The organism is Pseudomonas sp. SWRI154 (assembly GCF_014268645.1).
Lineage (GTDB): Bacteria > Pseudomonadota > Gammaproteobacteria > Pseudomonadales > Pseudomonadaceae > Aquipseudomonas > Aquipseudomonas marvdashtae.
Map to the genome: position 1 here is coordinate 47,540 of NZ_JABWQW010000020.1, position 23,940 is coordinate 71,479.

At 61.1% G+C, this 23,940-nt stretch carries 16 protein-coding genes and 1 pseudogene; 5 read left to right on the forward strand and 12 right to left on the reverse strand.

All coding sequences use genetic code 11. The annotated features are described in order from the left end of the window. Positions 1 to 240 precede the first annotated feature (240 nt). The gene (gene gbca, locus HU806_RS17930; RefSeq protein ID WP_186612909.1) at positions 241 to 1,533 is read left to right on the forward strand and encodes a glycine betaine monooxygenase oxygenase subunit; all 1,293 of its coding nucleotides are present in this window, start codon (positions 241 to 243) and stop codon (positions 1,531 to 1,533) included. 124 nt (positions 1,534 to 1,657) lie between these two features. On the opposite strand, the gene HU806_RS17935 is transcribed toward gbca, so the two are convergent. The 9 genes from HU806_RS17935 to HU806_RS17975 all read right to left on the reverse strand — a co-directional run bounded on the left by HU806_RS17935 (position 1,658) and on the right by HU806_RS17975 (position 17,281). After that, positions 1,658 to 2,905, reverse strand: a complete 1,248-nt coding sequence (locus tag HU806_RS17935) for a metallophosphoesterase (protein WP_186612911.1) — start codon at positions 2,903 to 2,905, stop codon at positions 1,658 to 1,660. A gap of 27 nt (positions 2,906 to 2,932) precedes the next feature. Continuing rightward, entirely contained in the window at positions 2,933 to 4,801 is a 1,869-nt protein-coding gene (locus HU806_RS17940; RefSeq protein ID WP_186612913.1) for a c-type cytochrome, read from the reverse strand. A gap of 151 nt (positions 4,802 to 4,952) precedes the next feature. Beyond that, positions 4,953 to 8,405: a GMC oxidoreductase gene (locus HU806_RS17945; RefSeq protein WP_186612915.1), complete on the reverse strand. Its 3,453-nt coding sequence runs from the start codon at positions 8,403 to 8,405 to the stop codon at positions 4,953 to 4,955. 1,032 nt (positions 8,406 to 9,437) lie between these two features. Beyond that, positions 9,438 to 10,208 carry an electron transfer flavoprotein subunit beta gene (gene etfB, locus HU806_RS17950; protein ID WP_186612917.1) on the reverse strand — a complete coding sequence of 257 codons (771 nt, stop codon included), beginning with the start codon at positions 10,206 to 10,208 and terminating at the stop codon, positions 9,438 to 9,440. Between the two features lie 15 nt (positions 10,209 to 10,223). Then, a complete protein-coding gene (etfA, locus tag HU806_RS17955; protein WP_186612919.1) occupies positions 10,224 to 11,444 on the reverse strand; it encodes an electron transfer flavoprotein subunit alpha in 1,221 nt (406 codons plus the stop codon). Next, on the reverse strand, positions 11,444 to 13,393 hold the full coding sequence (gene dgcB / locus HU806_RS17960) for a dimethylglycine demethylation protein DgcB (protein WP_186612921.1): 1,950 nt from the start codon (positions 13,391 to 13,393) through the stop codon (positions 11,444 to 11,446). Before dgcB ends, etfA begins: the two co-directional genes overlap by 1 nt. Before the next feature lie 224 nt (positions 13,394 to 13,617). Continuing rightward, positions 13,618 to 15,678 (reverse strand): dimethylglycine demethylation protein DgcA, encoded by a 2,061-nt coding sequence (gene dgcA / locus HU806_RS17965; RefSeq protein WP_186612923.1) that lies wholly within the window; start codon positions 15,676 to 15,678, stop codon positions 13,618 to 13,620. Between the two features lie 15 nt (positions 15,679 to 15,693). Next, positions 15,694 to 16,224: a DUF5943 domain-containing protein gene (locus HU806_RS17970; RefSeq protein WP_030139308.1), complete on the reverse strand. Its 531-nt coding sequence runs from the start codon at positions 16,222 to 16,224 to the stop codon at positions 15,694 to 15,696. Positions 16,225 to 16,303: 79 nt separating this feature from the next. Beyond that, positions 16,304 to 17,281 carry a dipeptidase gene (locus HU806_RS17975; RefSeq protein WP_030139307.1) on the reverse strand — a complete coding sequence of 326 codons (978 nt, stop codon included), beginning with the start codon at positions 17,279 to 17,281 and terminating at the stop codon, positions 16,304 to 16,306. Positions 17,282 to 17,514: 233 nt separating this feature from the next. On the opposite strand from HU806_RS17975, the gene HU806_RS17980 reads away from it, so the two are divergent. The 3 genes from HU806_RS17980 to HU806_RS17990 all read left to right on the forward strand — a co-directional run bounded on the left by HU806_RS17980 (position 17,515) and on the right by HU806_RS17990 (position 19,269). Beyond that, positions 17,515 to 17,916, forward strand: a complete 402-nt coding sequence (locus HU806_RS17980; RefSeq protein WP_186612925.1) for a lysozyme inhibitor LprI family protein — start codon at positions 17,515 to 17,517, stop codon at positions 17,914 to 17,916. 110 nt (positions 17,917 to 18,026) lie between these two features. Then, positions 18,027 to 18,803, forward strand: a complete 777-nt coding sequence (locus HU806_RS17985) for a bestrophin-like domain (RefSeq protein WP_186612927.1) — start codon at positions 18,027 to 18,029, stop codon at positions 18,801 to 18,803. 49 nt (positions 18,804 to 18,852) lie between these two features. Continuing rightward, a complete protein-coding gene (locus tag HU806_RS17990) occupies positions 18,853 to 19,269 on the forward strand; it encodes a DUF3010 family protein (RefSeq protein WP_186612929.1) in 417 nt (138 codons plus the stop codon). Between the two features lie 154 nt (positions 19,270 to 19,423). Here the strand turns inward: HU806_RS17990 and HU806_RS17995 are convergent. From HU806_RS17995 to HU806_RS18005, 3 genes and pseudogenes are all read right to left on the reverse strand, one after another. Further along, positions 19,424 to 20,380, reverse strand: a pseudogene (locus HU806_RS17995) (hypothetical protein); the annotation flags it as partial. Between the two features lie 67 nt (positions 20,381 to 20,447). Beyond that, complete coding sequence (locus tag HU806_RS18000; RefSeq protein WP_186612932.1) at positions 20,448 to 21,623, reverse strand: alginate lyase family protein; 1,176 nt, start codon at positions 21,621 to 21,623, stop codon at positions 20,448 to 20,450. 129 nt (positions 21,624 to 21,752) lie between these two features. Further along, complete coding sequence (locus HU806_RS18005) at positions 21,753 to 22,736, reverse strand: GlxA family transcriptional regulator (protein WP_186612933.1); 984 nt, start codon at positions 22,734 to 22,736, stop codon at positions 21,753 to 21,755. Positions 22,737 to 22,930: 194 nt separating this feature from the next. On the opposite strand from HU806_RS18005, the gene choX reads away from it, so the two are divergent. Further along, complete coding sequence (gene choX, locus HU806_RS18010; RefSeq protein ID WP_186612935.1) at positions 22,931 to 23,875, forward strand: choline ABC transporter substrate-binding protein; 945 nt, start codon at positions 22,931 to 22,933, stop codon at positions 23,873 to 23,875. The last annotated feature ends 65 nt before the right edge of the window (positions 23,876 to 23,940 follow it).

A 23,940-nucleotide genomic window follows, 5' to 3' on the forward strand; every position in this document is an offset into this window, starting at 1 on the left:
GCGCAGGCGCCTGGGTGACCATTTACCTATCTGCGACATTCACATACTTATCGCGACCAGCCCCCAACTACCGGGGCTTGCGCGTCGGGAACAGATTGGGCCATGTCGCCCATGGATAAGGTTGCGCCCCTGCGCGGCCCCACACTCGCCCCAACAGATAAACAAAGTTTTCTGCCTTGCGTAGCACAACCGATTAGCCATTTTCACCGGCTCCGCTTAGAGAGCCACGAGGATAAAACGATGGACACCACTACCCTGAGCCTGGGCGATCCGCTGGAACCCGCACGCAAGGCCACCGCGCAAATGCTGCAAGAGCGCGAGCGTACCTTTTCGCTGCCGCAACCGTTCTACAGTGATGAGCGCCTGTTTGATATCGACATGCAGGAAATCTTCCAGAAGGAATGGTTGATCGCCGGCATGACTTGCGAGATCCCGGCCAAGGGCAACTACCTGACCCTGCAAGTCGGCAAGAACCCGATCATCGTCATTCGCGGCGCCGACGGCGTGGTGCATGCCTTCCATAACGTCTGCCGCCACCGCGGTTCGCGGCTGTGCACCAGCGAAAAGGGCAAGGTCGCCAAACTGGTCTGCCACTACCATCAGTGGACCTACGAGCTGGACGGTCGCCTGCTGTTCGCCGGCACCGAGATGGGCGCCGACTTCGACATGAAGCAGTACGGCCTCAAGCCGGTGAACGTGAAGACCGCTGGCGGCTACATCTTCATCAGCCTGGCCGAGAACCCGCCGGCCATCGATGACTTCCTGTCGACCCTGAACCATTACATGGAACCCTACGACATGGAGAACACCAAGGTGGCGGTGCAAACCACCTTGATGGAAAAGGCCAACTGGAAACTGGTGCTGGAAAACAACCGCGAGTGCTACCACTGCAACGCCTCGCACCCTGAGTTGCTCAAGACTCTGCTGGAATGGGACGACGTCACCGACCCACGGGCCGACCAGGCGTTCAAGGATCACGTAGCCGCTTCCGCCGCCGCCTGGGACGCCGAGAAGATCCCTTACGCCCACGCCAGCTTCGGCCTGCGTAACCGTATCGTGCGCATGCCGCTGCTCAAGGGCACCGTGTCGATGACCATGGACGGCAAGCAGGGCTGCGCCAAGCTGATGGGCCGCATCAAGAACCCAGACCTGGGCTCGATGCGCATCCTGCACCTGCCGCACTCATGGAACCACTGCATGGGCGACCACATCATCGTGTTCACCGTGTGGCCGATCAGCGCCCAGGAAACCATGGTCACCACCAAGTGGATCGTGCACAAGGACGCGGTCGAAGGCGTGGACTATGACGTGGCGCGCATGCGCGAAGTCTGGGACGCCACCAACGACCAGGACCGTCGCCTGGCCGAAGAAAACCAGCGCGGCATCAACTCCACCGCCTACCAGCCAGGCCCGTACTCCAAGACCTATGAGTTCGGCGTGGTGAACTTCGTCGACTGGTACAGCGAGCGCCTGCTCAACAACCTCGGGGCCGAACCGGCGCCGTACCTCAAGGGCGTGCCGGTCCAGGGCTGAAAACTAGCACTCCGGTTGATCGTTCCCACGCTCCGCGTGGGAACGCAGCCCAGGACGCTCTGCGTCCCAAAAGCCGAACGCGGAGCAGAGGCATTCCCGCGCAGAACATGGGAACGATCATCGATCATCGGCTGGACGACCAGCGCACGCTGCCATCCTCCCCATAAAACGTCTCGACAATCTCCTCCCCCCTCAGTTGCACCTTCACATACCCATTCAACACCCGCTCCGGATACGCCTCGTCTCCCGCCAATTCAGTTTCCGACCACAGCACCCGCGCGTGCCCGTTCAACTCGCTGGTGGTGCCGTAAGGGATCGCCCCATGCCCGGCGCAACGCGCGTGCAGCCCACCTTGCGGCGCATAGCAAATGCCATTGTGCAGATGGCCCCAGTACCAATAGTCCGGCTCACGCCCCAGGGCATCGCACACCGGTTGGTAAAGCGCAGTCTTGTTGTGCCCGGAAATATCGAAGCCCTGGTGATGACTGAGCACCATCAGTTTCTTGCGCTTGGGCAGGGTTTTCATCCACTCGATCTGCTGGGTGTTGAGGGTGCCGTCCATGTACAGGTTCATCGCGTCCGAGGCGTACGCGCTATCGAGGCCAACCACCAGCCAATCGTCGTTGTACAAGGCGAAATAGCTGGTGCCCTGCTGCACCGGAAAACGCGCCGCCAGCTCCTTGAAGTAACCATGGGCGCCGCTGTACATCTCATGGTTGGAGTTGAGGGTGAACGCGCCGTGCTTGCCCTGGGGCCAGCCGACCATATCGACGTCTTCTTGGGAATGGGTGCCGGCGTAGTACACATCGCCCAGATGGATGGTGAAATCGGCCAGGGCCAATTGCATCTGGTTGGCCACCGCCACCGCCGGGGCGTGGCTGTCGAACGGCCCGGTGCCCCAGTCGCCGGCGATGGCCAGCACCACGTCGTTGTCCATTTTCACCAGCGCCGGGTTGGTGGCGAACGGCGCATGGTGGCGCAGGTTTTCGATCCATTTGAGCAGCGCCTCGCTCCACAGCAGGTCCAACAACTCCCACTTACGACAGCCCAGTAACGTACCGTCCTTGAGCACGCGGGTCGGCAATTCCTCTTCTTTTTGCGGCAGAGGCGTGGCGTTGCCGATCTTCAGGATCGACAAACCGTGGGCCAGCTCCCACGGGACGGCGGGTTCGTCGTCCGGCAGATCACCATGATCGATGACATGCCGGGCTTGGTCGTGGCCTCGCTCCAGCAATTTGACGATGGCCTGGAACTCCTCGGGCTCCAGGTCGTTGACGAGTTTTTTCCAGGACATTTCCAGCCGCGTGACCAACCCGTGCAGGCGGACCTTGACCTTGTCGAACTCATGCTCCCAATGGTGCAGTAATGACATGTGAACGCTCCTTCGTTGTGCCCTGGATCACAGGGTTTTCATGAATTCGATCAGGGCCCGCTTGTCGACGTCCGACAGCTGCGTGCCATACAGGTGACCGCCGTTGTGGTTGCCTTCCAGGCGGGTGTCGTATTTGAAATCCGCCGACGCCTTCATTTGCGCGCCGCTGGTGATGAAACCGACCTTCTGCGGATCGTAGATATCGGAACCGGTGTAGAACACTGGCGGACGCTGCTCCGGCGCTTGCAGCAAATCCCACAGCGTCGGCACCGAACCGTTGTGCAGGTAAGGCGCGCGCAGCCAGATGCCGTCGGTGGGGGTGTTGCTGTAGCTCTGGGTCTTGCGGTAGGCGCCAAAGTCGAACGGCGTTTTCTTGAAGCCGTGGAACGCCGCCACCAGGCCGGTGGTGAAGGAATTCAGGCGATGGGGATCGGTGCCCAACTGGTCGATATTGGTGGTGACCTGACCGGTGTCGCTGCGGCCAAAATCATGGCAACTGGCGCAGTTTTTCTCCCAGATCGGTTTGCCCTGGGCGACTTTCGCCTGGTCCAGGGCGAACGGCCACGCCGGTGCCTTGTGGCCCAGCAGCCAGTTGGTCACCCGATTGAAACTCGGTGGCAGCACCGATTCCGGCGTCGCTCCCACGGCCATGGCCGCTGCGTAGTTGCGCTCGTGGATCTTGTTGTTATTGCCGTCCCAGTGCAGGTACATGGACTCGCGGGGTTTCTGGTTCCAGACCTGTGGCAGGTCCACGGTGCCGATGGTGGAATCATCCGGGAAGCCGAACACCACCATTTTGGTCGGGTTGAAGGTGTCGGTCCGCCCTGGCCCCTGGGCCGGGCGCAGCTTCTGCCAGGCATAGGCTTGCTTCTGCTTGAGCAGCGCACTCTTGGCCATCGGGATGATCAGGTAACGGTTATAGAGTTTTTCGAAAAAACCCAGTTGGAACTTGCCGTTGATCGCCGCCATCACCGCCTCGGGGGTGAATTTCGGGTCGCTGGCGCACTCGTAGGCGAACCACTGGAAGGCTTGCAGCTGCAGGGTATTGGCCGGCGCGGCGGCGACGGGCACCGCGACGTCAGTGGCATTGGCCCGATAGGAACCGGTGTGGCACAAGGCGCAATTCGGCTCGACCGTGGGGTAACCGAGTTGCCGCTTGGCCATGCCGATGGGCAGGTCGTTGCCGTTTTCATAGAGGAAACCGAACACTTCGTAGCCGCCCGGCTTGGGCAGTTTTTCCGGGCACATCTGCGGCAGCACGGCGAACAGGTAGTAGGGAATGCGTGCTTCGATGCCCAGGCCGATGGCGGCGTATTTGTAGTGGTCTTCATCGGAGGCAAAGTCCGGCTGCGGCACCTCCCGGATCATCTGGTACCAGGTCTGGTAGCCGATGAAACCCAGCAGCACGACCACCACCCATGTGCCGACCTTGAAACCATGGCGCTGCCAGCGCAGCGCCCAACCAGCGCGCCATTCCCGCCAACCGGCGCAGAGCAAGGCCAGCGGACGATTGGCCGCCGGGCTGCCCAGGTACAGCAGCCCGCCCAGGATCAGGAACATGCTCAGGTCGCCCATCAACATCGGCACGAATAGCTGGCCCTGGTTGTTGGTGTTGATCAGGTAGATCCAGAACACCACCGCCACCAGCCGCGACAACACGCACAACCATGAGTGCACGACGAAACGCGGCGCGTTGAACCCCGAGGGCATATAGAACAGGCTGATCCCCACCAGCAACATGCCGGCGTTCTCCAGCCAGGGATCGGACAATACCGGTGGCAGGCCGAGCATGGACGTCAGCAACGCCGGCGCGAACAGTGCCGGGATCGCGAAGACCATGTTCATGACGATTCCGATCCAGATGATGCGTTGGAACCAGCGGATGTAAGTGTTCATGGCATCCTTTTCCTTATTCTTGACTCACCACAAAACCATGTGGCGAGGGAGCTTGCTCCCGCTGGGCCGCGTAGCGGCCCCCAAGACTTCAAAAGCGACGACTGCTTCGCAGCCGAGCGGGAGCAAGCTCCCTCGCCACGGGTGAGTCGCTTCAGCCGAGCGCCGTTTTCTCCAGGTGTTCAAGGATGATCGGATACACATCCACCACCGCGTCCTTGCCGAACATGCAGTCGATGTGGCCGTATCCCGGCACTTCGTGGCGGCTGAACAACTGCGGGCCGTGCATCTCGCACAGTCGCTCGTAGGTCTTGAGGGTGCTTTGCGGCAGGTAGCACTGGTTGTCGGCGCCGCTGATGAAGCAGATCGGCAACTTCAACCGATCGAAATGCGGCATGTAGACGTCGTTGCCCTTGAAGTCCACCAGATGCCCCTTGCGCACGATCAGCGCCAGGTGCTCGAAGGTCTGGATGTTCGACTCGCCGAACAACTCATGCAGATTGTCGTGCAGGGTTTCGTTGAGGGTGTCGTGACGGTACAGCGACGCATACATGAACGTGATGCGATGGCAGACCGGGTTGGTGCAATAGCCCTGGGCCTCGATCCGGGCATAGCCGTTGAGGGCCTTGTCGTAGAGTTTGTTGAACCAGCTTTCCTTGGTGTCGGCGTAAGCCGTCATGGATTTGATGCCGATGGCATCGAGCATCCCCGGCAAATGCAGCCCAGCCTTCAGTCCGGTGGCGGTGGCGACCACCGTGTCGGCGGCAATCTGCGAGCAGACCACCGAACGAACCCCCTGCAAGCCCGCCAGCATCGACATGAAAAAGGTCGTCGCGCCGTAGCAATGCACCACGCATTGCACGTCACGGGCCAGGGTCGCTTGCTGGATCTGCTTGATGGCCGCCTTGAAGTCGTACTGGGCCACTTGGTCGCCGTTCCACTCGTTCTTGCTGGCCGGCAGCAGGATGCTCACCCGCAGATCCAGCAGCCAGACGTCGTACTCGTGCTTGCACAGGTATTCCAGCAGGTTGGTGTGAATGGTGTCGGTGGAGAAGATATTCGAGCCCACGCCCAGGCCATGGACCAGCATCACCGGACCCTTGCTGCCGGCCTGATAGCGGGTCAGGCGCAGCTCGACGTTGTCTTCGGTCTGGAAGAAATGCACCACCGGCGCCGGCGCATCCAATGGCCGTTTCAAACGAGGCGGCGCGTCCGGGTTGAAGTAGACGTCACCGGCGAAGACCCCACCGTAGCTCTCCCACAAGATGCCGGCAAAGAACTTGCCGAACCGCGCCAGCGCCTCCACGCGCTCACGTTCATTGCGCGCGTTGAGGACTTTCATGGTGGTCATCTGCTTGGCGAAGTCGGCCGGCAGGATGTGCATCACCCCGGAGCCGAGCACCGCGCCGGTCTTGTCCGGCCCGCGATAGAGGGTGACGTAGAGGGTGCTGGTGTCGGGCCAGATGTTCAGTACGCCGTTGTCCTCGGGCACGGTCTTGAACGCGCTGAAGAAATAGTCGCTGCCGTCTTCGGCGGTCAGTTTCATGTCGTAGTTCATGTGCCGTACGCCGACCTGTTCCTGGTACTGCTCGAACAGGTTGAACACCCCATTGCTGGCGACCAGTGGCTTGGATGACAGCAGTGGCGCATCGAGGGTGCCCACCAAGGTTGCGGCGTGCTCCGGTTCCTTGATCAGGCGATCGAGGTCGGCGGCGGTGATGGTCAGGGTGAATTCGATGGGTGAGTTATCGGCCTTGCCGCGCTTGGCTGCCGCTTCGTAAGTATTGAGGTCGGTGCCTTGGGGCTGGGTGAACGCCGTGGAGAAGTAACCTTTCATGGTTTCGGTGAACTGCACGCCGAGTGTCGGCGCCGCCACCGGTTTGCGCGGGACCGACGGCAGCGTGTAGTCGATCAGCCAACCGCGATCGGCCGCCAGCAGTCCCATGTTGCGTTCACTCACCGCCGAAATGGTCAGCAACGGATTGACCGCCAGGGAGGTCGGGATAACCGAGCCGTCCGTCACGTAAAGCCCTGGGTAGACGTCGGTGCCACTGGCGCCACTGAACACCTGTCCTTTGTGATTGACCACGCCTTGGGTGGCGTCCTCGCCCATCACGCAACCGCCCAGCGGATGGACCGAGACGATGCTGTGCTTGAGCAGCTTGGTCCAGATCGGATTCTCGACCCAGATCCCGCCCAGCGCCTTGGTGCTCTGATGCAGGCGTTCGTTGCCGAGGGTGACGTTTTCCTGCTCGCCGACACCGGGCCAGTCGATACGCAGTTGGTCCTTGTTGTCGAGCACCATGCGGCCCTTGCCGTTGTCGTGGCTCATGATCAGGTAAGTCTGCATGTTATGCAGCGCGCCGTAATACGGGCCGCGCAGGAAGCTTTCGGCCTCGCGCCCCTTGTACCGGAGGCTGGCACCGAAGCCGGTGTCGGTGGGCACGCCGATCATCTCGGCGAACGCTGCCATGCTCGGCACCATGGCCCGACCGAGGGCGCCCGGAATCGAACCTTCCTCTATCACCATGCGGCTGCGCCAGTCGCCTTCGGTGCGCATGTCGATCACCGAGGTGATGCAAGGCCCCACTGGTTCCAGCTCCTTGGCCGAATGCGCACCGAAGCCGATGCCGTTGATGACCTGGTCGCAGTTGTGGCCGAAGCCGAGGATATCGCCGTTGCCGCTCATGTTCTCGCCCAGTTGACTGGACATCGGCAAGCCTTTGTCCCGTGAGCGCAACATGATTTCGGTGGAGCCCAGGGTGCCAGCGGAGACCACTACGATGTCGGCCCGCACGAACAGCGTCGGCGCCGAAAACATCTCGCGACCGCTGTCCAGGTATTGGAAATGCACGATCCAGCCATTGCCATCGCGCTCCAGATGCCGCACTTCGGCCTGGCAGAAAATCTCGGCGCCGTGGTTCCAGGCGTCGGGCAGATAATTCATCAGCGTGGTGTTCTTGGCCTTGTTGTTACAGCCCGAAACGCAGTCGCCGCAACCATTGCACGGCAACTGCTCGACGCCAACATGGTTGAGATTGTTCGGCAGCTTGTCGAATGTCACGTTGATCGGCGGCTTATAGAAATGCGCACCCTGCTTGAGGTAATCAGCGGATTTCTTATGGGCATCGAGCTTGGGCAGGTTCGGCGAGGACGCCGGATAGGGATTTGGCTTGAGCATCTCCCGGGCGCGGGCGTAGCCGTCCTTGAGCAACGTATCGCTGTGTTCGCGCATCGCCAGCGGCCAGCGCGGGTCCTCGAACACGCCCGGCTCGGCTTCCAGCGCGACGTTGGCGTTGATCAGCGACGTGCCGCCCAGGCCACACCCGACCACTACGTTCTGCTGGGCGTTGACGTGCAGGTCGAACAGCCCGGTACGCGAACCGATGTGGCCGTCCGGGTCATGCACCTGCAACTCCTCGGTGGCCGCGAGCAGCGTGTTGGGGTATTCGCCCGGCTGGATCTCCCGGCCACGTTCCAACAGGCAGACGCTGCGCCCGGCCCGGGACAAGCGCGACGCGGCAATGCCGCCGCCGTAGCCGGAACCGATGACGATGACGTCGTAGTGTTCCTTGATTTCACTGATGGGGGTCGATATCCGTGTCATGTTCAAGTCCTCTCAGGCAGAAGGGGGCAACTCTGCGGTTACCTGTAATTCCACAGGCGCACGTACGCCTGGCCACTATCCCGTTCGGGTTAAAGCGGCAGTCAACGGTGTAGATCGGCGAAACTCAGGCGCTATAGGCGGGCACGCTGATTGGCGGCACGCCGACGGGTACGCCGCTGTGCCGAGGTGACAGGCGTGGGGATGCAAGTCGGGGCTGAAGCGGAAAAGGGGTGGGGGATCTTGCTATCCATCTTGTGTTCTCCCTGAACCAGATATGGATAAAGTTGCGCTGTCCTTGTGCCATGAGTGAAGACAGGCGACACCCCTACGTCAAGGCGGTTCCTTAGAACTGTATGAAATTTGATCTATCGCGTTTCGCGCTAAGCCCGCTGGGCCTTACAGCGTTCGGTGTACAAGTTATCCACATGACCGCCCACAGCAAATGGGGACAAGTGCGCGGTTAACTTAATTTACCCAGCGGCAATGTGAATAAAATCCGCGACTTATGCCAGGACGGCAGTTTTCCGAGGGATTGAGTGCTTTTTGATCAACTCGTCGAAACCCTTGTCTTTCAAGGTGCGCAGAGCAGAGCGAACACGTTATCCACAGAAACGCCAACAGCGTTTGGGGGTAATTTGACGTTTTTGTGGAAAACAGTCCCGACGGCCTGCAAATCGGGGTTATTGCTGCAGTTTTTATCTTCAGTGGCGTCTCTTGATCATTATTTGATCAAATCACTGGAAGCACCGCACCGCTTGGCTTGCAGCGTTGAGCGAACATCTTATCCACAGAAGCGCCAACAGAGATTGGGGGCAACTTTCGGTTGGGCAGGTGCTTTATTCACAGAAAAAAGCCAATAAAAACCGTGAGTTAGATTGACTGTTTTTTGATCGCTGGCCCACAGGGCCTGATTTGCGTGGGGTACAGCGAGGGGCGAACAGGTTATCCACAGCCACGCACACAGGGATTGTGGGTAACCAGGAGTTTTTTGGAAGCGAGGCTGCTCGCTCCCACCGGGCGCACTGTCCAGGATTAGCGAACCACCCCTTCCTCCACCAACAATTTGAGAATCGCCTCGGCCCCCGCCTCCGGGCTCACGCCCTTGAGCACTTGCCCGCCTCCGCCGCTGGCCTTGGCCGTGGCGGCTTTCATGCGGTCGGCGCCGCTCTTGGCCTTGATCACCTTCAAGCGCTTGGGCCGTGGCTTGGCCGGTTGCAGCGTCGCCACCGCCAGCAGGGCGTCATCGATCACTTCGACTTCCTCGGCCTGCAACGCTCCGCGTCGGGCCGGGCCGTAGGCGCTTTGCCGAGGTTTTGGCGCAGCGTTATCCACAGTCGCCAGGAACGGCAGACGCACTTTGAGACGGCGCCGTTGGCCTCGAGGCAATGCTTGCAGCACCAAGGCCACACCCTTGTCGATGGACTCGACCTGGGCCAGGCCCACCACCAGCGGCCAGCCGAGATTCTCGGCCAGCAGGAACGGCAGCATGCCCGAGCCTTCGCCGGTTTCCGCCTGGCTGCCGGTGAGCACCACTTGGGCGCCAGCGTCACGCAGGTAGTCGGTCAGGGCCGGCAAGGCGTCGGCCCCGTCGGGGTTTTCCAGGACATGGAGTTCATCCAGGCCCATGCCCAGGTAGGCGCGCAGGGCTGGTTCGGCGACGTCGCCAGCGTGCAGCACTTGAAGGTCGTTGCCGGCCAGTTGCAGGCCCAGCTCCACGGCACGGGCGTCCTGTTCGGCGCGCCGGGGTCGACCAGAGGTCGGGTGGGCGCCGATGGAGACGAGGCTGATCACTTGGGTAGTCATGAACGTTTCCTTAGCTTAAGCCGCATCGCGCTTGGCTTCGTTGCGGTAAGCCTCTACCGCCGCGATCAAGGCCTGGAGAATCGCCGCGCTGTCACCGATCACCGACAGGTCTGCCCGTTTGATCATGTCGCAACCCGGATCGAGATTGATCGCCACGACTTTGTCGCAGGCGCCAATGCCTTGCAGGTGCTGGATCGCCCCGGAAATTCCCACGGCCACGTAAACCCGCGCCGTGACCCAGGTGCCGGACGCACCGACCTGGCGATCCCGGGCCATGAAACCGTCGTCCACCGCCACCCGCGAAGCGCCTTCGGTGGCGCCCAGGGCCGCGGCGGTCTGGTGGAACAATGCCCAGTCCTTGACCCCGTTGCCGCCGGAGAAAATGAATTCCGCCTCGGCCATCGGGATCGCCCCCGGGTCCACCGCCACCGCACCAAGGTCTTCGATGCGCGACAAGCTGCGCGCCACGCTTGTGGATAACTCCACCGGCAAGGCTTCGTGACGGGTTTCGCTGACCGGTTCGGCGCATTCGGCCGCCGCCAGGATCAAGCGCGCCAACGGCCGAGCCAAGTCTTGCAGGCCCGCACCGGCGCGGCCGATGCACGCCTCGCCCTTGACCTGCCAGACCCGCGTGGCCGGGCGTTCGCCCAGGGCTGCGGCAAAGCGCCGGCCCAGTTCACCACCACCGCTGCGACTGTCAGGCAGCAACCAATGGCGCGGGTTGAATTGGTTATCCACAGCCCGCAAGCCTTGCACCCGTTGTTCCGGTGCATACCCGCTGAACTCCTCGCCATCGAGTACCAGCAAGCGGTCGACACCCGCCGTGGCGAAGGCGCTTTCCTTATGCTCGCCAAACACCACCGCCAACACCGCACCGTCACTCCCGGCAAGCTGATGGGCCAGGCCCAGCAGGTCACGGTCGTGGCTGCTGAGGCGGCCACCCACCATGTCCGGAACGACGCAAATGTGGAATGCCGGTTGCGGCACCTGATGCAGCGGCAATTGCACCTCAATGGCAGCGGTGCGTTTGCTCGCGCCCCCCTGCTGGGCGCCGCTGCGATCAATCCGCTTGATGCCGTTAGGGCCGATGAAGCCGACGCCATGGACGTTTTTGCGAATGACGCCGTTGGGGCCCATCCAGCTATGCTGCACCGGTTGCATGGCCGCGTGCAGCGGATGCAGGCGGTTGCGGGCGATCCACTCGGCGCGAGGGTCGCGGCGGATGATGTCGCTCATTAATGCACCTCCGCAGGTTCACGTTTGGCCGGGGCCACGGGCTTGCTCGGGGCCGCGTCTTCGAGCAGCGCATCGGCCACCAGTTCGGCAATGTCCTTGATCATCGGTCGTGGTTCGACCACGCCTTCGAGCATCGCCGTGCACTGTGGGCAACCCACGGCCACCAGTTCGGCGCCGGTTTCGCGAATATCTTCCATGCGCATATCGGGGATACGCTGCTTGCCCGGGATGTCAGTGATCGGCGCACCGCCGCCACCGCCGCAGCAACGGGAACGGAAACCGGAACGCTGCATTTCCTTGACCTCGATGCCCAGCGCACGCAGCACTTGGCGCGGCGCCTCGTATTCGCCGTTGTAGCGGCCCAGGTAGCACGGGTCGTGATAGGTCACGCTGTCGCCCTTGTGCTGGCCGAGGTTCAACGCCCCGGCGTCGATGATCTCCGCCATATAGGTGCTGTGGTGCTGCACCAGGTAGTTGCCATCGAAGGCGCCGTATTCGTTTTTCAGCACGTGGAAGCTGTGTGGGTCGCAGGTGACGATGCGGTTGAAGCTGTATTTGGCCAGGGTCTGGATGTTGCGCTTGGCCAACAGCTGGAACGTCGCTTCGTCACCCAGGCGCCGGGCCACGTCGCCGCTGTCGCGCTCTTCGAGCCCGAGCACGGCAAAGTCGATCTTCGCTGCCTTGAGCACTTTGACGAAGGCGCGCAGGGTGCGTTGGTTGCGCATGTCGAAAGCACCGTCGCCGACCCAGAACAGCACGTCGGTGGATTTCTTCTCGCTGAGCAGGTTCAGGTTCAGGTCCGCCGCCCAGTTCATCCGCCCACCCGGGGCGAAGCCGCCAGGGTTGTCGGTGGCGATGAGGTTTTCCAGCACCTCGGCGCCTTTGTTCGGCGTGGCGCCTTTTTCCAGAGTCAGGTGGCGGCGCATGTCGACGATGGCATCGACGTGCTCGATCATCATCGGGCATTCCTCGACGCACGCCCGGCAAGTGGTGCAAGACCACAGGGTCTCGGCGTCCACAAGGCCGTTGACGATCGGCTGGTGGGGATTACCAGCATGTTCGCCCACCGGTTTACCTGGATATGGGCTGCCGGCGAATTTCGCATCGGTGCCGCCGGCCAGGCCGACGACCATGTCCTGGATGAGTTTTTTCGGGTTCAACGGCTGACCGGCGGCGAACGCCGGGCAGGCCGCTTCGCACTTGCCGCACTGCACGCAGGCATCGAAGCCCAGCAGTTGGTTCCAAGTGAAGTCCTTGGGTTTTTCCACACCCAGCGGCGCGGCGGGGTCGTTCAGGTCCAGCGGCTTCAAGCCCGTGGAACGGCCACCACCAAAGCGTTCGGCGCGGCGGTGCCAGGCCAGGTGCAGGGCACCGGCGAAGGCGTGTTTCATCGGCCCGCCCCAGGTCATGCCGAAAAACAACTCCGACACGCCCCACAACACGCCGACACCCAGGACCGCCGCCACCAGCCAACCACCGAAGTTTTCCGGGAGGATGCCCGCCACCGGCAGGGTCACCAGGAAGAACGACGCCGAGAAGGCCAGCAGGCTTTTCGGCAGGCGCATCCACGGGCCTTTCGACAACCGCGCTGGCGGGTTGCGCCGACGCAGGTACATGAAGATTGCGCCAACGAACATCACCGCCGACATCAGCAGCAGGGCGTAACCGAGGATGCGGTTGTGCAAGCCAAAACCGTGGACCAGGATCGCCAACACAATCGATGCCACCGCCCCGCCCGCCGTGGCGACGTGGGTATTGGCAATGTATTTGTCCCGCGCCACCACATGGTGCAAGTCCACCATGTAGCGCTTGGGCATGGCGAAGAGGCCGCCGATCAGGTCGACTTTCGACGGTCGTCCCCGGCGCCACATGTTCACCCGCCGCAAGGCACCAAGGACCGCGAGGCCGAGGGCTGCGAACAGCAGGATTGGAAGAAGGGTGTTCAACATAGGTGTTGCTCCCAAAGACCTCAGGGTCGTGTGCGCGCCAGTGAGAGCGACGCACCTACTTGTGGCGAGGGAGCTTGCTCCCGCTGGAGCGCGAAGCGCTCCCAAAACAGCCCCAGGTGTAAACCTGATGCTCCTCGACTGATGATTTGGGGCCGCTTCGCCCGAAACGTCGGACCAGCCCAGCGGGAGCAAGCTCCCTCGCCACAGGTGATGGTGTTAAGCCGTTAGAAATCCTTGCACAACCGCAGGGCGTCATAAATGGCCGCGTGGGTATTACGCTGGGCCACGCAGTCGCCAATGCGGAACAGCAAGTAACCTTCGCCACTCTGCTCCAGACACGGTTGGGGCTTGATCGCGAACAGGGCTTCGACGTCGATCTGGCCCTTGTTGCGCGAACCTTCCTTCAGCGCGTAGTAGATTTCTTCGTCCGGCCGCACGCCGTTTTCCACCACCACCTGGTCAACCACGCGCTCTTCCTTGGCACCGGTGTATTCGTTCTCCAGCACCGCCACCAGCTTGTCGCCTTCGCGATAGACCTTCTCCAGCATCATGTCCCCGGTCATGATCACTTCCTTGGGGTACATGCTGCGGTAGTAAGTCGGGAACGACGTCCCGCCAATGGCAACGCCCGGCTTGATGTCGTCGGTGACGATCTCGACCTGGCTGCCTTTGTCGGCGAGGAAATCCGCCACCGACATGCCGGTGAATTCGCAGATGGTGTCGTAGACCAGCACGTTCTTGCCCGGCGCCACCTTGCCGTCGAGCACGTCCCAGCTGCTGACCACCAGCCCTTCGGCGGCGCCCCAGTGTTCGTTCTGCTCCAGGAACGGATGGCCGCCGACGGCGAGCACCACCACGTCCGGACGCAGGTCCATGATGGTCGCCGCGTCAGCCGCAACGCCCAGGCGCAGGTCGACTTTCAGCCGCGCCAGCTCCAGTTGGAACCAACGGGTGATACCGGCGATCTGGTCCCGTTGCGGGGCCTTCGAGGCGGTGGTGATCTGCCCGCCGATGAATTCCTTCTTCTCGAACAGGGTCACATCGTGCCCACGTTCGGCGGCCACCCGCGCCGCTTCCATACCCGCCGGGCCGGCACCGACCACGACTACCTTGCGCTTGGGCCCGGTGGACTTCTCGATGATGTGCGGCACGCCCATGTATTCACGGGACGTCGCGGCGTTCTGGATGCACAGCACGTCCAGCCCTTGGTACTGGCGGTCGATGCAGTAGTTGGCGCCGACGCACTGCTTGATCTGATCGATCTGGCCCATCTTGATCTTGGCAATCAGGTGCGGGTCGGCGATGTGGGCGCGGGTCATGCCGACCATGTCGACGTAACCGCCCTCCAGGATCCGCGTGGCCTGGTTCGGGTCCTTGATGTTCTGCGCGTGCAGCACCGGGACCTTGACCACTTCCTTGATACCGGCGGCCAGGTGCAGGAACGGCTCCGGCGGATAGCTCATGTTCGGGATGACGTTGGCCAGGGTGTTGTGGGTGTCGCAACCCGAGCCCACCACGCCGATGAAATCGAGCATGCCGGTGTCGTCGTAGTACTTGGCGATCTGCTTCATGTCCTCATGGGACAAGCCGTCCGGGTGGAACTCGTCGCCGCACAGGCGCATGCCCACGCAGAAATCGTCGCCCACTTCGGCGCGTACGGCCTTCAACACTTCCAGGCCGAACTTCATGCGGCCTTCGAAGCTGCCGCCCCATTCGTCGGTCCGCTTGTTGACTCGCGGGCTCCAGAACTGGTCGATCATGTGCTGGTGCACGGCGGACAACTCGACGCCGTCCAGGCCGCCGGCCTTGGCCCGGCGCGCGGCCTGGGCGTAGTTGCCGATCACCCGCCAGATTTCTTCCGGTTCGATGGTCTTGCAGGTCGCACGGTGCACCGGCTCACGCACGCCGGACGGCGACATCAGGGTCGGCCAGTTGAAACCGTCCCAGCGCGAGCGACGGCCCATGTGGGTAATCTGGATCATGATCTTGGCGCCATGCTTGTGCATGGCGTCGGCCAGGTTCTGGAAGTGCGGGATGATCCGGTCGGTGGACAGGTTCACCGAGCTCCACCACTCCTGCGGGCTGTCGATGGCAACCACCGACGAGCCACCGCAGATCGCCAGGCCGATGCCGCCCTTGGCCTTCTCTTCGTAATACTTCACGTACCGGTCGGTGGTCATGCCGCCGTCGGTGGCGTAGACCTCGGCGTGCGCGGTGCTGAGCACGCGGTTGCGGATGGTCAGCTTGCCGATCTGGATCGGCTGGAACATTGCTTCAAAAGCCATGGCGCGATCCTCGACTTACAACGGCTTGACGATGAACAGGCCGTCGTCGTGGCCTTCTTCGGAACCGCCATAGACCTGCTCGGCCACGGTGCGGATCGAACTGCCGCGCGCGGCGAGGATCTGGTCCATGGCGCCGGCGAACCAGCCAGTGAACATGTAGTCGACCTTGCGCCCGACCTTGCCGTACACGTAGACGAACGCCGAATGCTCGAGCTTGACGCTGGCGGTGCCTTTGTCCAGGTCGATGTCCTGGATCTTGAACAGGCCCCAGCCACGCTGCGACAGGCGCTTCATGTAGTGCTCGAACACCGCGACGCCTTCCAGGCCGTGGCATTCGGCTTCTTTTTCACACCAGTGCCAGGCGGATTTGTAGCCGGCCTTGTAGAGAATTTCGGCGTAGGCGTCGGCGCCCAGCACTTCCTCGATGCCCATGTGGTTGTTGACGAAGAAGTGACGCGGTACGTACAGCATCGGCAGGGCGTCGGAAGTCCAGACACCGGTTTCGCTGTCGACTTCGATAGGCAGTTGCGGGGCGATCTTGGCCATGAAAACTTGACTCCGGAAATTCGTGGTGTGCCTGCGGCGCGAGTGGCCGCAGGTAAAGGATTCAGTGATGCAGCGGGGTTTACTCGCCCCAGACGTCCTTGAGGACGTTGACCCAGTTCTCGCCCATGATCTTGCGCACCACCCGCTCCGGGTGACCGCGCTTGAGCAGCGTCTCGGTGAGGTTCGGGAACTCGCCCACGGTGCGGATGCCCAGCGGGTTGATGATCTTGCCGAAGCTGGTCAGACGACGGGCGTAGCCCTTGTCGTGGGTCAGCATTTCGAAGAAGTCCTGGCCGTGGCCTTGGGTGAAGTCGGTGCCGATGCCGATGGCGTCCTCGCCGACGATGTTCATGGTGTATTCGATGGCTTCGGCGTAATCGTCGATGGTCGAATCGATGCCCTTGGCCAGGAACGGCGCGAACATGGTCACGCCGACGAAACCACCATGGTCGGCGATGAACTTCAGTTCTTCATCGGATTTGTTGCGTGGGTGTTCTTTCAGGCCGGACGGCAAGCAGTGGGAGTAGCAGACCGGCTTTTTCGATTCGAGGATGACCTCTTCGGAGGTCTTGGAACCGACGTGAGACAGGTCGCACATGATGCCGACGCGGTTCATCTCGGCGACGATTTCACGGCCGAAGCCCGACAGGCCGCCGTCGCGCTCGTAGCAGCCGGTGCCGACCAGGTTCTGGGTGTTGTAGCACATCTGCACCACGCCCACGCCGAGCTGCTTGAAGATCTCGACGTAGCCGAGTTGGTCTTCGAAGGCGTGTGCGTTCTGGAAGCCGAAGATGATGCCGGTCTTGCCCTGCTCCTTGGCGCGACGGATGTCGGCGGTGGTTTTCACCGGGATCACCAGGTCGCTGTTCTCGCGGATCAGTTTCTGGCTGGCGACGATGTTGTTGATGGTGGCCTGGAAACCTTCCCACACCGACACGGTGCAGTTGGCTGCGGTCAGGCCGCCCTTGCGCATGTCTTCGAACAGGTCGCGGTTCCACTTGGCAATGATCAGCCCGTCGATAACGATGCTGTCGGCGTGCAATTCGGCTGGGCTCATCAGGCAGTCCCCTTGTTGGCGATTCATGCGCCGAATCGTGTGCCGGCGCTTTGGGGCCAGCATATGCCTGAGGGCCGTCGCGACCCGGTGCAAAAACGACAGGGGAATTGCCGAAAGCGTCAATCCACGACAATGGGCTACAACAGGCCCACCCTGCTCGTCTGTTCTTTACTCGACGCTTGCGCCAGAATCCGCCGCATCACTGGTTTTTACTGGACTTGAGCGGCGACGCGATGAAATCAATCTTCCTGGCTTTGGCGCTGATCAGCACCCTGGCACACGCAACCGAAGACACCGAGCCCAATCCCTGCGACGAAGTCGAAAACGACGTCCAGACCCTGGCCTGCTCGGCCTACGGCAAAACCGCCGCCGAACAATTGCTCAATGAAAACCTGCAGAGCCTCAACGAGCGCCTGCAAACCCGCTACGCCAGCGACAAGGCCCAGCTCAACGACATCACCGCCAAGCTCAAGGCCGCCCAACAAGTGTGGCAAAAACAGCGCGACGCCGACTGCGCCATCGCCGCCTTCCCGGCCAAACCCGGCAGCGACGCCTACAAAATCGCCGAAAACGACTGCATGGCCCAGGTGAGCGATGACCGGTCGGAGTTTTTGGAGTCGATTGGGCAGGAATGACCGGCCAGCGATCACAGGAAGAACTGCGCAACGCCGTCTACACTGGCTACATACCCGTCCGAGCCCGGCTGTACAGACGAGTCACACACGACGATCAAAAGGATTTTCGTATGCACTCTCTTACCGCCTTGCCCTTCTACGGGTTAGCCATCTTTATCGCCATCGTGCTTGGCATCGAAGCCGGTCGTCGGGTCGGCAAACGTCACCTGGCCCAGGACCCGGACGGCGCCCGCCAGGGCATCGGCGCCATTGAAGGCGCGGTGTTCGGCCTGCTGGCGCTGCTGATTGCCTTTACCTTTTCCGGCGCGGCTTCGCGCCTCGACCAGCGCCGAGCATTAATCGTTGCCGAAACCAATGCCATGGGCACGGCCTGGCTGCGCCTGGACCTGCTGCCAGCCAGTGAACAACCGGAGATCCGTCGGGCGTTCCGCGATTATGTCGACGCCCGCATCGAGTACTACCGCGACCTGCGTGAAGACGAAGTCGACGAAGCCGCCCATGACCGGGCCAATGACTTGCAGCAAACCATCTGGAAACGTACCGTCGCCGCCCTGCAACAGATGCCCACCCCAACGCTGGGAACCCCGGTGTTGCAGGCACAGAACGAGATGATCGACATCACCACCACCCGCGCGGTGGCCCATGAAACCCACCCGCCCCTGACGATCTACCTGATGCTGATCACCATGACTTTGATCAGCGCCTTGCTGATCGGCTATGGCATGGCGGGCGCCCGGCAACGCAACTGGCTGCACAGCCTCGGTTACGCAGCGGTGATGGTCTGCGTGCTGTATGTGATCCTGGATTTCGAGTACCCGCGCTTTGGCGTGATCCGGGTCGACTATTTCGACAAGATCATGCTGGACCTGCGCGCGAGCATGAATTGATCAAGGCAGATAGACTGGCGCTCCAGACCCCCCGAATCCAAGGCCAAGCATGATCATCTGCGGCATCGAAATAAAAGGCAGCGAAGCGATCATCGCCGTTGCCTCGCTGGACCAGCAGGCGCTGAGCCACGTCGCGCTGAACACCAAGAAAATCGCTCTGGACGATGACGACGAAGCCGCCAACGTCAAGGCCTTCGCTGCGCAAGTGCGAGCATTCGTGACGGCCAATGGTATCGAACGTATCGCCATCAAGAAGCGCAGCAAGAAAGGCGAATTCGCCGGTGGGCCGACGACGTTCAAGATCGAAGGGATTTTCCAGTTGCTGGAAGGTTGTGAGGTGACGCTGCTGTCGCCGCAGACCATCAATGCACAGAGCAAGAAACATGACTTCGCCTTGCCGGCGACGCTAAACAAATATCAGCATGAGGCGTACAAGGCGGCGTGTTCGGCGTTGATGAAGAAATAACGCTACACCTGTGGCGAGGGAGCTTGCTCCCGCTCGGCTGCGCAGCAGTCGTAAACCGGTTTGCAGGGTTCACCTGTTACACCGCGGCGTCTGGTTTCGGGGCGGCTGCGCCACCAGCGGGAGCAAGCTCCTCGCCACGGGATATATTCAAAATTCAATGTTGCTGGCGATACCACTTCAACCAATCAGCAAACGCCTTGTCTTCCAACGCATAACCACCCCGGTTGGACTTCCACACCAATTCCTTTTCACGCAGCGCGTCGATGCAGGATTGGATGGTCTGGGTTCCGGGTACGACTTCGCTCCCCATGCTCTTCAACGCCTTGCTCACCGCCTCCAATGTCGAATCGGTGAAGGGTGCGAAAGGCTCGTTGTTCTGCGAGCGCTCGGCCATGACCTGCAACACGGCGCGTTGTGGCACCGTCAGGGCGTGCCAGGCGCTCTCGAACTCGGTCCAGACGCCGGCGCGCAGCGTTTCGGCGCTGTTGCGCAGCAATTCACCCAAATGGCTCGCCTCACCCAGTTCCAGGGCAATTTCGCCGATGACGCTGCGCAACATCTCCGGACGGCGCCCAACCAGCTCAAACGCCTGGTCGAAGTCATCGGCGTTGAACTGGTTGGTCTGGGCCAAGTGGGCGTTCAAATGAGCGGTGTAGGCTTGGGTGAAGGCTTTGCCCAGCAAAGGGAACGGCGTGATGCTGGACCCGTAGAACGGTTGGTTACGGCTCAGTACCAAGTGGGCGAGCTTGTCGCGATTGGAACCGGTGAACACCAGCCGCAGGCCGCTGGTATCACCCTCACGGCCCTGGCTGAGCTGGTCACGGGCAGCCTTGAGGCCGAACATTGCGTTGACCCCGGCCTCGGTGGTTAACGCATGCTGGGCTTCGTCAATCATCAACACCACGGTTTTATCCGCGGCACGGTGCAACAGCTCCAGCGCCTGGGTCAGCGTCGCCCCTTCGGGCAGTTGCGGCTGGCTGAAATCCCAGGACAAGGTGCGCAAGAAGCTGAGTTTGTCGATGCCCATGGATTTGGCGAGCTTGCGGATGCCCTTTTCATAAGGCACCAGTGCCCCGGCGATGGCCGAGGCGATCAGCTCGCCAGGGTCCTTCTAGTATAAACGCCTGTCAAACCAGCTCCCGCCCATCCGCCCCCTCACCTACCAGATGCGCCTGACTTCAGGGGATGATCCCCGTGGACCCATGCGTCAGGGTTTCCCAGAGGTAGTGGAACTTTCCTTTGACGGGGCGGTGCTCTTGCAGGAAAAGCCACGTCTGCGGCAGGGAAACGCCTTGACGCAACGCGTAGTGATTGAAACCAATATCGAACGTACCGACCGTATCGTTCTTGTGTCCATCATAGGCTTTGCATAATTTTGCCTGCTCACCATTTTGATAGGCACTGTGCAATTCCATTGCCGCAGCAATGCGTGACGCTGCCTGGCTGGTTTGATCCCCATATAAATCAATTCCCTGCAAATGGGCGCTCTCCGCAACATTGATGATGGCCGCCAAACCATAAGCCGTATGTTCGAAGTCTCGACAACTTTCTTGTGTCATACCCTCTACGTAGGCTTCAGGGTTGCTCCAGTGTGCATTAATTTGCGTGTTGTTTCGCGGACACCACGAAGCGTCTTTCGGGCGCGCGCCGTCGGAGGAAAGATAAATATAGGAAGGCACAAGGCTACGCCATCTCGCAACGGCATCATCCAGCCATGATTGATTTTTGTTAAAAACCGCAATATTGAACATCGCTTCAATGGCACTGGCATGCCAGTTTTTGTTATTGCAAGCATAGCCGCCCGAAAACGCGCGTAACACATCGGGGTAATACTGACTTGCGAATAATCGGGTGACCTTGTCCTTTTCCGGCTGCGGCCATCCACTATAGGTATATTTCACGATCTCAGCGGCCCGGGTGAATAGCTCTGCTGCCCACGCCGCCTGCAACGGAGCATTGCTGTCGATATGCCCCCCTGTGAGCGTATCAGCCCATGCATTGAGTATCTTTCGAACATTCTCTGCATAGCGAACATCGCCATTCAACCTCCACAGGAGTGCCTGCGTATAGGCTGCCTGAGCGTCCCTCATCTCATCGCTGCATCCATGATTCGGATCAGAATATGAGCCGCACTCCACAGTAGCCCAAGGTTTCGGCACATATTCCAAATTGGCTAGAGGATCCCGCATAGTTTCTTCATAGGCGGTTCTCCAAGGCTCTCTCGATAAATTATCTCTTACATATTGCAACTGTTTCGAACCGACAAGCACACCAGGATGTGTAAATCCCCCCAGTGCCAAGGGATTAGTAAATATGAAAACTGAGAAGAGTACGTATCCGATTATTTTTTTCATTTTCCGGCTCGACGTTGCGCAACATAGCATCTGGATGCACATTGGCCCAAAAAAAGGACTGCTTCAACTGTCAAACTTGACAGTTGAAGCAGTTTAAAAATAATTCGATGATGATTAGTTGTTACTAAATCATCGAAAACCATAGCCGGCCGGTTCAACTACATCACGCTCTTCCCCCTGCCGTCGCCGATCCTCCCTAGGACACCGCGCGAACCGTGCCCGATAACTGCGGGTGAAATACGACGGCGACTCAAACCCGCAGGCGATACTCACTTCCAGCACGCTCATGTCGGTCTGGCGCAGCAGTTGCCGGGCCTTTTCCAGGCGCAGGCGCAGGTAGAAGTTGCTCGGGGTGTCATTCAGGTGCAGGCGGAACAGGCGTTCGAGCTGGCGGCGGGTGACGTTGATCGACTCGGCCAGGGCCAAGGTGCTCAGGGGTGGTTCACTGTGGGTTTCCATCTCGCCGATGACGTGAACCAGCTTCTTGTTGCGAATGCCGTAGCGGTTGGCGATTTCCATGCGCTGGTGGTCTTTGCGCGGGCGGATGCGGCCGAGCACGAATTGCTCGCTGACCTGGATCGCCAGCTCCGAACCGTGGGCCTGACCGATCAAGTCAAGCATAAGGTCGATTGACGCGGTACCGCCTGCACAGGTGATGCGGCGGCGGTCGATTTCGAAGAGTTCCTGGGTCACGCTGAGTTGTGGATAGGACTCCTTGAACGCCTCGATCGCTTCCCAATGCAGCGTCACGCGATGCCCTTCCAGCAGTCCCGCCTCGGCCAGGACCACACTGCCGGTGTCGATGCCGCCCAGGATCACGCCTTCGCTGTCCAACCGATGCAACCAGCGCTCCAGCACCGGGCCGGCGTATTTCAACGGATCAAAACCCGCCACTACCCACAACGTCGCGCCTTTCTTCAGCGGCTCCAACGCGGCATCAGCGTTGACCGACATGCCATTGCTCGCCAAAACCGCCCCACCATCGGCGCTTAACACGTGCCAGCGATACAGCTCGCCACGAAAACGGTTGGCGACCCGCAAGGGCTCGATGGCCGAGATGAAACCGATGGCCGAGAAACCCGGCATCAACAAGAAGTAGAAATCCTGGGACATGGCGCGCTCGGTGGTCGGGTAGCGTGCGGACCTTGATACGCCAGTTGCAACGCCCCTTCAAGAGGACAGGTCGCTGCAGTGCAAGAGCACGTCGCCGCTGTGCGTTTTGAGCAGGCCCTGGCTGCGTAACTTGGCATCACCGGCGCACAGACACCGGAACTCCCATAACAATAAAAACTGCCGAGGAACCCGACATGAAACGACTGACCAGCGCTTGCGTCCTTGCACTCAGCGCCACCGCCCTTGTGAATCAGGCCGCCCTCGCAGCCGAGCCCGCCGCGTGCCAGAACGTGCGCCTGGGCGTGGTCAACTGGACCGACGTCATCGCCACCAGCGCCTTGACCCAGGTGATGCTCGACGGCCTCGGCTACAAGACCAAGCAGACCAGCGCTTCCCAACAGATCATCTTCGCCGGGATCCGCGACCAGCGCCTGGACCTGTTCCTGGGCTACTGGAACCCGCTGATGACCCAGACCATCACCCCGTTCGTCGAAGCAAAACAGGTCAAGGTGCTGGAGCAACCAAGCCTCAAGGACGCCCGCGCCACCCTGGCCGTACCGACTTACCTGGCCGATAAGGGCCTGAAGACGTTTTCCGACATCGCCAAGTTCGAGAAGGAGCTGGGCGGCAAGATCTACGGCATCGAGCCCGGCTCCGGCGCTAACACCCAGATCAAGGCGATGATCGCCAAGAACCAGTTCGGCCTGGGCAAGTTCCAGCTGGTGGAGTCCAGCGAGGCCGGCATGCTCGCCGCCGTGGATCGCGCCGTGCGGCGCAAGGAAGCCGTGGTGTTCTTCGGCTGGGCGCCGCACCCGATGAACGTCAACGTGCAAATGACCTACCTCACCGGCAGCGAAGACGCCCTCGGCCCGAACGAAGGCATGGCCACCGTCTGGACCGTGACCGCGCCGAACTACGCCGAGCAATGCCCGAACGTCGGTCGCCTGCTGAGCAACCTGACCTTCACCGCCGAAGACGAGAGCCGGATGATGCAACCATTGCTCGATCACAAGGATCCGCTCGAATCGGCCCGGCAATGGCTCAAGGATCACCCGCAGGACAAACAGCGCTGGCTCGAAGGCGTGACCACCTTCGACGGCAAGCCGGCCGCCGACAATCTGAAACTCACCAGCAACTGATCAACCGATCTCCATCTGCGCAGTAGCAAAAGGGCTGCGCAGTGTCTCACTACGCCTGAAGGAAT